The sequence below is a fragment of the Synechococcus sp. H60.3 genome, assembly GCF_047462295.1.
Lineage (GTDB): Bacteria > Cyanobacteriota > Cyanobacteriia > Thermostichales > Thermostichaceae > Thermostichus.
The window spans coordinates 3087-14186 of the sequence record NZ_JANSIY010000070.1 but is presented as its reverse complement, the minus strand read 5'-3'; the positions used below and the strand labels follow the sequence as shown (position 1 = coordinate 14186).

6 protein-coding genes and 1 pseudogene are annotated in these 11100 nt (G+C 60.4%); all 7 read left to right on the top strand.

The features are described from left to right. Positions 1-298, top strand: a pseudogene (locus NW841_RS08605) (zinc ribbon domain-containing protein); the annotation flags it as partial. Between the two features lie 75 nt (positions 299-373). Next, positions 374-760 (top strand): response regulator, encoded by a 387-nt coding sequence (locus NW841_RS08600; RefSeq protein ID WP_414364951.1) that lies wholly within the window; start codon positions 374-376, stop codon positions 758-760. Further along, positions 757-1122, top strand: coding sequence for a response regulator transcription factor (locus NW841_RS08595; protein WP_414364926.1), 366 nt, complete (start codon positions 757-759; stop codon positions 1120-1122). The genes NW841_RS08600 and NW841_RS08595 overlap by 4 nt, the downstream gene beginning before the upstream one ends. 110 nt (positions 1123-1232) lie before the next feature. Further along, entirely contained in the window at positions 1233-1751 is a 519-nt protein-coding gene (locus NW841_RS08590; protein ID WP_414370821.1) for a CheW domain-containing protein, read from the top strand. 334 nt (positions 1752-2085) lie between these two features. Further along, complete coding sequence (locus NW841_RS08585) at positions 2086-4521, top strand: methyl-accepting chemotaxis protein (RefSeq protein WP_414386097.1); 2436 nt, start codon at positions 2086-2088, stop codon at positions 4519-4521. A gap of 179 nt (positions 4522-4700) precedes the next feature. Next, positions 4701-10049: a response regulator gene (locus NW841_RS08580; protein ID WP_414386096.1), complete on the top strand. Its 5349-nt coding sequence runs from the start codon at positions 4701-4703 to the stop codon at positions 10047-10049. Between the two features lie 140 nt (positions 10050-10189). Continuing rightward, positions 10190-10828 carry a DUF305 domain-containing protein gene (locus NW841_RS08575; protein ID WP_414386095.1) on the top strand — a complete coding sequence of 213 codons (639 nt, stop codon included), beginning with the start codon at positions 10190-10192 and terminating at the stop codon, positions 10826-10828. The last annotated feature ends 272 nt before the right edge of the window (positions 10829-11100 follow it).

The window sequence follows — 11100 nt, the reverse complement described above, 5'->3', positions numbered from 1 at the left end:
CAGTTTCTGGAGGACAAGGCAGCAAGAGCGGGGGTGAAGGTGGTGTTAGTATCGCCTGCCTACACTTCGCAAACTTGTCACCGGTGTTTGTGGCTTGGGCAACGGGAAGGGAAGCGTTTTCGTTGTGTCAACCCGGCCTGTGGCTGGGAAGGGGATGCAGATCTCAACGGTGCTAACGGGATTGCCCTTTTTGGGGGCCGCTGTAAACCGGCCTGGAGGTCCGGGGTTGGCTTGCCAACTGCAGGGCTACCCTTCGCGTCAGCGGCGCGTAGCGCTTAAGCCCGCTCGGTACCGCTGAGCGGTCGGAGTCGGGTAGTTTACGCAGCCGCTAGAGTTGACCAGACCCGCAAAACACAACAGGAGCGAGATGACCATGAGCAAAGTGCTGGTGGTGGATGACAACCGTACCTACCTAGAGACTATTGCCAACCTGCTCTCCGAAAACGGGTTGGAAGTCTCCACCGCGATGGACGGTGTAGAGGCGATGGACATCATTCGTCAGCAGAAGCCCGACGTGGTGGTGCTGGACATCGTCATGCCTCGCATGAATGGCTACGAAGTGTGCCGGGAAGTGAAGGGAGATGAAAGCACCAAGCACATCCGCATTGTCGTGTGTTCCACCAAAGATCAAGCCTTTGATATCGAGTGGGCTAAGCGCAATCAAGCCGATGCCTATGTAACCAAACCTTTCAAGCCTCAAGAGCTACTAGCTACCATCAAACAGCAGTTGCGGGAGATCAAGGAGACCAGACAAAAATGAGTCGCGTCTTGGTGGTGGAAGACAGTCAATCGCAGCGGGAGATGATCAGCAAGTTGCTGCAGGAAAACGGCTTCGAGGTGATGACGGTGGGAGATGGGGTGGAAGCCATAGAGGCGGTGAAGCAAAACAAACCCGACCTGATTGTGCTTGACATTGTCATGCCGCGTATGAATGGCTACGAGGTGTGCCGTCTCCTCAAAGCCGACCCGCTCACCCAAAAAACCCCGATTGTCATGTGTTCTTCCAAAGGGGAAGAGTTCGACCGCTACTGGGGGCTCCGCCAGGGAGCAGATGCCTATATTGCCAAACCTTTCCAGCCGCAGGAACTGGTGGGTACGATTAAGCAATTACTGAGAGGCTAGGAACCGCCCATCCTGCCTCTATGCTTTCCGGCAGAGCCCAAAAGGGCTCTAGGCCCTGGGCAAGGGAGCGGTGGCCACCTCTCCACAGACCATCAATACGGGGGAGCGTCATGCTGGGGGATCTGGACTTATTGATGGGGGATGAGACCCAAGAATTGCAGGAAATAGAGGCTCCTGAGGGAGAGCTTTTCCTAAAATTCAAGGTTGCTACTGGGGAGGAATTTGCGTTGCCCGCGGTATCGGTTGTGGAGGTGATGAGCATCGGCCCCGAGAAAATTACCCCCATGCCGAATGTCGCCCCAGTTCTGCTGGGCACTCTGAACTTGAGGGGCGAAATCATCTGGGTTGCGGATCTGGGCCAGTTTTTGGGGATCAGCCCGCCCCTCAACCTCGACCGCGCCGAGCTCCCTGTGGTGGCCGTAATGGATCAACAGGATTTGCTGATGGGCCTGGCTGTGGATTTAATTGTGGGCATGGAGTGGCTGAAGACTGAGTCGGTGCGGCCTGTCCTCGTGGCTCCTGAGTCGATAGCTCCCTTCTTGCGAGGGGAATGGGTGGTGCCTGCGACGGGAGCCCGCTTGCCGCTGCTGGATCAGTCGGCCATCCTGAGATCCGACCGTTGGGGGTGAGGAATGGCTAGCCGCCAGTTCGGCAGAAATGCGGAAATGTATAGTTTCTATCGTAGTCAATCTCCAAAGCCATTCACAATGGAAAGAATGGAGCCGATCTTGTTCCCTAGAGATTTGCACCAGGCCAGCCGGGGAGCATGGCTGTGCTACCCCAATGTTTTACGGAAGGAGGGCAAGAGCCCATTCTTTGTTGGGAGCAGGGCAGCCAGTTGGGAGAGGTAACCCATCTGTAGCCCAACAACTCTAAAGGGTTTGGGCGGGTTGGTGTTGGGTGAGTTCTGGGCATTTGGGTTGAAGCAGCAACAGAGGTAGCCAAGCAGGGAAAGGAGGGTCCATGGTTTCGAGCGCGAACAATCAGAGAGACTTTACCGAGGCGATGGTCGCCTTTTGGCAGGGAGACTACGTCGAGGCAGTGCGGTTGTTCAACCAGGTAGCCGCTGCTCAGCCGCAGGATACTGCTGTCAAGTTGCTGCTGGCTTCGGCCCAGAAGCAAGCGGGGCAGTTGCTGGAAGCCCGCCATACCTACGATACCATCCTCAAGACGGCCAGCGATCCTGAGGAGCTGGAGTCGGCCCGCAGGGGCCTGGAGGAGCTGTTGCAGATGGCGCCGGAGCTGGCGGACGTCCCCTCTCCGGTGCAGGAAGGCAACCTCCAACCTCAAGGGGAGTTCCCACCTCAAGCGCAGGAGGCGGCTCCCTTTCCCCAGTTTGAGTTTGAGGGAATGGGGGAACAAGAGGCCGACCCTTTTGCTCAGGATCCCTTCTCGATGGGAAGCGACGGCTTTGCCGCTGATGAGATGACTTTTGGCGAGGAAGAAAGCTTTGCGGCTCCTTTTGAGACAAGGCTAGAATTGGAGCCGGCGGATCCGTTTGCCTTCTCTCACCCGCTGCCCGCTAACCCTCAGGTAACGCCACTGAGGGTTCCAGGCGGGACCGACTTGCAAGCAGGCAGGGAGCAGCCTCAGACAGGCCCGGCAGTCGATGACGATTTTGCCTTCCTCAACGAATTCGACCAGCAGCACCTCCAGGATTCAGGCAGCGATTCTATCACGCAGTTGGCTAGCGATGCGGACTTTCCCGAGGAGATGGGCTTCTCCCTACCCACTTTTGCGGAAGAGGAGGTGGGATCCCTAGAGGAGAGCTTGCCAACAGAATTGGCTGCCCCCATGAGTGAGCCGATCCCTGCCCCCGAAGAAGACACGACCAGCGTTGCCTCCGCCCCTTTCGAGCTCGATGAGCTGGACCGTCTGGATCGCGAACTGACCGGCATGGATGGCAGCGAGCCGGCGGCCTTTTATCCCGAGGAGGGCAAGACAGGAGAGACGGGTAAAACGGTACCAAGCCTGCCTACGCTCACTGTTCCTCTCCCTAGCCTATCCGGGCAGGAACTGCCTAGCCGACTGACGGCCAATCAGTTGACGCTGGCGCTGATCCAAGGAGCTGTGAGTTTGGCTGCTGGCTTGGTCATCGGCCTTGGGATCCCGGCCAATGGGGGAGCTCGCTGGATTGGGGGGGTCATTGGAGGGGGAGTTGTCGGCGCAGGAGTTGGGGCTGTACTTGCAGCTAGCAGTGCTAAACACATTCGCTCCACCGTCCAAGAGCTGTCCAGTCACTTCGCTGCCTTGGCCCAGGGGAATTACTCCGTAAGGGCAGAGGCGAGAGGGGATGACGAGTTGGGTCGCTTGGCCAACAGCTTTAACCAAATGGCCGCCGCCCTTGAGGCCCATTTTGCCGATCTAAGCCAGCGGGCCGCCGAGCAAGGCCAAGCCAAGGAAGACTTGCAACGGCAGGTAATTCGCCTCCTGGATGATGTGGAGGGGGCAGCCCGTGGAGACTTGACGGTGCGGGCGGAGGTCACTGCCGATGTCCTCGGCGCTGTTGCTGACTCTTTCAACCTGACCATCCGCAGCTTGCGGGACATCGTGATCCAAGTGAAGCGGGCCGCCGCTGCTGTCAACGACGCTGCTTTGCAGAATGAGGACTTTGCCCGCAGCCTCTCTGCCGACGCCTTGCGCCAGGCGGAGGAAATTTCCAACTCCCTCAACTCCATTCAGGAGATGACGGAATCAATTCAAGAGGTGGCCAACAACGCCCGCGAGGCAGCCAATGTCACTGCCCAGGCCACAGAAGCGGCTGCCCGGGGTGGAGAAGCGGTGGATCGCACGGTGGCCAGCATCCTGGAAATTCGGGAAATGGCAGCAGAGACAACCCGCAAGGTGAAACGCTTGGCGGAATCCTCGCAGGAGATCTCCAAGATTGTGGCTTTGATCTCACAAATTGCTTCGCGCACCAACTTGCTTGCCCTCAACGCCAGTATTGAGGCCGCTCGGGCCGGCGAGGCGGGACGAGGCTTTGCTATCGTGGCGGATGAGGTGCGACAACTGGCCGACCGGGCCGCCAAGGCTTCAAAAGAGATTGAGCAGATTGTGCTGCAGATCCAGTCGGAAACCAGCAACGTCATGACAGCCATGGAGGAGGGGACGCAGGTGGTTATAGAGGGAACAAGGCGGGCCGAGCAGGCCAAAAACAGTCTGGATGAGATCATCGAGATCAGCCACCAGATCGACGGATTGGTGCGGGCGATTTCTCAGGCTACTGTGCAACAAACAGAGACCTCCCGCGCTGTAGCCCATCTCATGCAGTCAGTGGCGCTGACAGCCAACGAGACGTCCGAGGAGGCGCAGAAGGTAGCCAGCTCGCTGCAACAGTTGGTGAGCATCGCTCGCGAGCTGCAAGCTTCTGTCGGTCGCTTCCGGGTGGGGGATGAATGAGCAAATCTGCTCGGTTCGCGGGCATCCTAGGGACAAGGATCCCGATGGGAAGCTGCCGCGCTTCAGGGACATCAGGATCCCTCTGTCGCAAAGCAGAATTCGGGCATGGGAAAGCTTCCCCTGTCCGATCTGTTACTACTGATATGAGTACCTGTGGGCTGTAGGAGGAACCTCCTGCCATGAATGAAGAAGCACAAAAGCGGATCCTCAGTTACTTCATCGAAGAAGCCCGCGACCACTTGGCCACGATCGAGCAGGGGCTCCTCAGCCTGCGGGACAGCGTGAGCGATCCTGAGCTGATCAACGAGTTGTTCCGAGCTGCCCACTCCATCAAAGGCGGAGCAGCCATGCTGGGCCTCACCAGCATTCAGCAGACTGCCCACCGCCTAGAGGATTTCTTCAACGTGTTTCGCTCTCGCCTGGGCGAAGTGCCGGTGGATCAGCACTTGGAGACGCTGCTGCTGCGAGTTTTTGATGGGCTGACGGCGCTTTTGGACGAGCTGCAAAGCCCTCGCGGTCTCACCCAGGAGTTCAGCAACTCGACGCTGGCGGAACTGGAGCCAGTTTTTCAGGAGACTGAAAACTACATTCAGAGCCTTCTCGGCGCTGGCCCTGTCTCTAGACCTGCTCCGGCTGCCCCCCCGCCACCAGCAGCCCGCACTCTACAACAAGAGATGGCGGAAGTGGTGCCGCAGCAGTTGCGGCAGATGTTGGAGCTGTTCAAGCGCGGGGATCAGCCGGGCGTTCGCGAGCAGTTGCTGGCGGCCAATGCTGTTCTCAAGCAGATCGGGCAAGTGCATCATCTGGTGGGCTGGCAACAGTTAACCGAAACCTTCGAGCAAGCCCTGGGCAACCCCGACGCCGATCTGCGAACGTTGGCGTTGGTTGCCTTGCGGGATTTGAAGCAAGGGCAGCAACTTGTCTTGGCGGGGAGAGCCGAAGAGGTGGCGGCTTCGGCGGAATTGCAGCAACTGGCTCACCCTGTGGCTCCCGCTGCACCCCCAGATCCTTTGGAGGTGGTGGTTCATCAGCGGATCCCAGCCCTGTTGCGCCAGATGCTGGAGCTGTTCAAACGCCCCGATGACCCAGCTACGCGGCCCGCTTTGCAAAGCTTGGTTCAATCGCTCCAGGAGGTGGGAGAGGCTGAGTCTGTGGATCTGGGTGGCTGGACAGCCCTAGCCCGCCTAATTGGCGAGATCTTGGCGGATCCCGCCCAGGATTTGCGGCAACTGGCTCTGCCGGTTCTGCGAGATTTGAAACAGGCTCACCAGGCTCTGGCCAGCGGAGCAGCGCATACCATCCAGCCCTCCTCTGAGTTGTTGGCCTTCCGCCCTGTGCCACCGGCCCTTGAGGAGCCAGGGATCCCCACCTCCTTCGACCTGGGCCCTGTTGGAGAGCCAGAGCCACTCTTCCGCGAACCCGAGAGCACGGCTGCCCCAGCGGACTGGGCGGCTGCTGGGATCCCGGCAGAAGAATCCTCTGCAGCCGAGGGGAGCCAGGAACCTGGATCAGAAGAGGCGACCCCCGTCGAAGCAACCCTGCAAGCGGAGGGGTCGGAGAGCGTGGAGGCGGCCTGGGATCTGCTGGTCGGGCAGCCGCCGTCCCCTTGGGAGATGGACGGTGTCCTGGCAGGCGAGGAGAGCCCAGGGCTGAGCTGGTCGGAGATGTCCACCGAGACTTTGACCGAGGAAGACTGGCAAGCAGCCGCCGACCTTGCCCAAGAGGGCGTCGCCGCGCCGGAAGAAGCTGCAGCAGTACTCGACGGGTCGCAGGACAGGCTAGGCTTTGGCTCAAGCGACTTCGAAGCGACTCCTTTAAGTCTGGAAGCAGAAGCCTCCTCTGCCTTTGACGAGCTGTTTGCCAACGCAGAGCAGCTATCCGATATTGAGGAGCCACCGCCGGAGCTGATCCCTCCTTCCCCTGAGCCTTTCTCGCAGGTGTTCGAGGAGCTGAGCCCAGAAGAGGGGAGAGGGGAAACGGATTTGGCGGAGCTGTTTGCCGAAGTAGTGGACGAAGCAGCAGCAGAGCTGGCCTCTGTCGAGCCTACCGAGCTGAGAGGGGCCGAGGAAACAAGTCAGGCCGTCTGGGATGTCCCTCTGGCGGCCCAAGTTGCTGCGGCAAGCCTCGAGGAAGCCCCGGCTGCAGACGAAGCTGCAAGTGCCGGAGTGGAGGCCTTGTTCGAGCTCGAGGAGCTTGCAGTAGAGAGTTCTCCTCTGCAGGAGCTGTCCCAGTTGCCTGACCTTGGGGCTGCTCCCGACAGTGGGCCGGAGGCGGATCTCTGGGTAGAGGAGTTGTCTTCGTCCCTCCAGCCGATCCCTGGGGATGGGGAGGCGGCAGCAGACTTGCGGGCCGAGTTCTCTGCCGACCTCTGGCCTGAGGACTTTTCTGTTCCCGATGAGACGGGATCCCTGACATTTTTGGACTCTGCTGCTGAAGGCAGCCTGGAGGGCCTTGTCTCGGCAGCGGATCAGGCCTGGTCGAGCCTAGAAGAAGCCAGCGAACCTTCCACATCTTTCGAGGCGGCTCCTGAACCCTCTTTTGGCATCGCCGACTTTGGCGTGGCCGCAGTTGAGCAGCTTGAAAACCTCTTCGCTGAGGAATCTTCACCTGCTTTGGAGGGATTTGCCGCTGCGCCGGAGAGCGTCTTGGCCCCTTCCGATGAGCCGACGGCAGCGGAAACCCCAGACCTGGGGGCGAAGCTGGGCCTAGCCGATCTCTTCGCCGGGGAGACACTGGAGGACGCCCCGGGCACTGGGGATGCGGCAGAAGCCCAGGACTGGGCTCTTTTGGAGAACCTCTTCCCGGTTCAGGAAGGAGCTCTCTATCCGGAGGGGCAGCCCGCGGAGTCCTTCGACCGCCTCGAGGCTCTCTTTGCCGAGGAGCCTGATACCGAAGGGCTAGGTGCGGCGATTGGGGGATCCCTTTCGGCTCTGGATACCGATGGCGACGGCCAGGTGGATCTGGATGAGCTGAGCCAGTTCCTTGCCGAAGCGGCGAGCACCCAAGAAGACCTACTCCCCGACGCCGCCGTCTCCCTAAGCAACACAGAAGCTTTCCAGGCAAGCAGTCTGGCTGAAGTGTTCCTGCCCGAGCCGCTTGTGGCTGCCCCAGAGCAGGACAGGGATCCTCAGCCGGCAGAGGACGATCTGGCCAGCCAACTGGAAAGCCTGTTCACAGAGGATGAATTCTTGGCTGCCCAGAGCGCGACCGTTTCCCCAGATGAGATGCGGCCCTTGGAGGAAGAAGCGCCGGAAGCCTCTCCTGCCCCAAGTTTGGACGATTTGGCTGCCCTCTTCGATGCCGCCGAACCAGCGGTGCCGCCTGAGCTGGAAGAGGTCATCGCTCCTATTGTGGGATCCCCTGCAGCCGTGAGCAGCGAGGTCGCCGATGATTTCGCAGCCCAACTGGAATCCCTCCTAGGCGATCTCGAGGTTGCCCCCCAGGCCTCTGCAGCAGCGCCGGCGCCTTCTCCGCCCGCTGTTGCCACTGCCCCGGCAACTCCCGCTCCGGCAACAGCCGCCCCCACGGCACCGGCTACCCCAACCCCACCGGCCCCACGGCGATCTGCTCTCAGCAACCCTGTGATGCGGGTGGAGGTGCGCCACCTCGACTCCATCAACAACTTGGTGGGAGAGCTGGTGGTCATCCGCAACAGCATGGAGCAAAACCAAACTCGCCTGCGCCAGTTTCTGGATGGCCTATTGGGCCGGGTGCAACAGCTAGGGGAGCTGGGCCAGCGCATGCGGGATCAGTACGACCGCTCGTTGCTGGAAGCGGCGCTGTTCTCCAGCCGCAGCAGCGCGGCAACGGTGGGGTTCGGCCGGAACGGCGAGGAATCTACTCGGGGGCGGGTGGGGCACTCCATAGGCCAAGAGTTCGACAAGTTGGAGATGGATCAGTTTACGACCTTCCACACTCTGGCCCAGGAGATCATTGAGCTCATCGTGCGGGTACGCGAGTCTTCCTCCGACATCGAGTTTGCGGTGGATGAGGCAGAGCAGATCACCCGCCAATTCCGCCAGGTCACCACCCAACTGCAAGAAGGCCTGAACCGGGCGCGCATGGTGCCCTTCGCGCAAATTGCCGACCGCCTGCCCCGCGCCGTCCGTGATCTCTCCATCAAAACGGGCAAACAGGCCAGCCTGGTGGTGGAAGGCCGCGACACCCTCATCGACAAAGCCATCCTGGAAGAGCTTTCCGACCCGATGACCCACCTGGTGAACAACGCCCTGGTGCACGGGATCGAGCCCCCTGAGGAGCGGCGCCGCTTGGGCAAGCCCCCTGAAGGCAAGATCACCGTCAGGGCCTTCTACCAAGGCAACCAGACAATCATCGTTGTCGCCGACGATGGCGCCGGCATCCCGGTGGAGAAAATCAAGGCCAAGGCGCAAAGGCTGGGGCTGCTGTCAGAGCAGGCAACCGAAGACGAAGTATTCAACGTCCTCTTCCACCCCGGCTTTAGCAGCCGTGAGGCCAGCGAGGTGGACGACCTGGCCGGGCGGGGGGTTGGCTTGGATGTGGTGCGCCGCAACATCACCGATCTGCGCGGCAGCATCCAAGTGGATTCCGTGCGCGGCAAAGGCACCACTTTTACCATCCGCCTGCCGCTTACCTTAAGCATTTCCAAGGCGATGGTGTGTGTCAGCGACAAAGCCCTGATCGCCTTTCCTCTCGACGGTGTGGAGGAAATGCTGGATGTTCCCGTCGATGAGGTGCAGCCGGATGAACAGGGGCGGCCCTCCATTCCCTGGCGGGATCAACGCCTTCCCTTCCAACCCCTCTCGAATCTGTTGTCCTACAGCCGCAGCCACAGCCGCAGCCGCTCCGAGGTCTACAGCGTTGCCCAGGATGAGGGCATCATCCCCATTGTTGTCCTCCAAAGTGCCGGCCAGTACCTTGCCCTGCAGGTGGACAGCTTTGTGGAAGAGCAGGAAATCGTGATCAAGCAATTGCGCGGGCCTGTGCCCAAACCACCTGGCATTTCTGGGGCAACGGTGCTGGGCAATGGTCGCGTGCTGCCCATTGCTGATGTCCTTGAACTGGTGGATATGGCCCAAGGCCGCCGTCGCGATCTCAGCCGCCTCTGGGCAGAGCGTCGCGCTGCGGAGCCACGTGCCGAGGAAACCCATCAAACCACGGTGCTCATTGTGGATGACTCGATTGCGGTGCGGGAGCTGCTCTCCATGTCCTTCCAAAAGGTGGGCTACCGGGTGGAGCAAGCCCGCGATGGACAGGACGCCTGGGAAAAGCTTCGCGGTGGCTTGCGCTGCGATCTCATCTTCTGCGACATCGAGATGCCGCGCATGGACGGCCTGGAGTTGCTCTCCCGCATACGGGCAGACAGCAACCTCAAGCATATTCCGGTAGCTATGCTTACCTCAAGGGGGGCAGAACGGCACCGGCAGACAGCCCGGGAGCTGGGAGCCACTGCCTACTTCACCAAGCCCTACTTGGAGGAAGAGTTGTTCAGCGCTGCCGCTCGCATGTTGCAAGGGGAGCAGTTGTTGACACCCAACCCCACTTCCTGAACTGGCGACGCCAGGGGTGCCCAGATGGGGGCACCAAGCTAAGGGATCCCACTCTGGCTGGCAGGGTCGCCAAAGGGCTTGACTCTAGAGGGGACTGGAGGGCGTAGGATATTGACCTGTTGTCCTCGGAGGAAGCGGTGATGCGCCTAACTGTCTGGGCTCTCATCCTGGCTGGTGGGCTTGTCCTGGACACTCTCTGGGTTGGCAGGGAGCTGGAGCCAGAGGCAACTGCTCATGAGAACAAGGGAGAGCTCTCAATCGATAGAGCTCATCGGATTAGCCTAGGCCCTGCCGACGAATCCTTCGATCTGCGGTTTCTGGATGCGATGATCCTCCACCACGAGGGAGCGGTGAGCATGGCCGCAGAGGCTCTGCAAAAATCCCGGCGGCGGGAAATTCTTCAGTTGGCCAGGGCCATTGTGGCAGCGCAAAGCCAAGAAATCAAGCAGATGCAAGGCTGGCGGCTGAGTTGGTACCCGCAAGCTCCCCAGGAGCCCGTGATGTGGCATGAGGAGATGGGCCACCAGATGACCATGACGCCGGAGATGGCTGCCGCCATGCGCATGGATACCGACCTGGGATCCGCTGACCCCAAGTTTGACCTGCGCTTTCTGAAAGCTATGATTCAGCACCACGAGGGGGCGCTAGCTATGGCCCAAGAGGCTCTGGAAAAATCCAAGCGCCCTGAGATCCGGCAACTGGCAACAGCCATTGTTACCACCCAGCAGGTAGAGATTGAGCAAATGCGGGCCTGGCAACAGCGGTGGTATCCGCAGTAGGGCCTCTGGGATAGTTTGCAGGCCTCAGCAGGATCTGTAAAGATGAGGGGATGCGAGCAAGGCCGGCTCTTGCTGCTGTCCCCAGTACCCAAGGGGTTCTCCTGCATTGCCAATGGCTCTGGAGCTGCCCTCCCTCCCTCAACAGTTAGATTTGCTCTCACCGGTTCGCCAAAACCCGGGATCCCGATGGTTGGAGGGGTTAACCGTTTTGCTGCTGTGCCTGGGATCCCCCAACCGCTGGTTGCACTGGTTCCCAGGGGCACTGCTGGGCC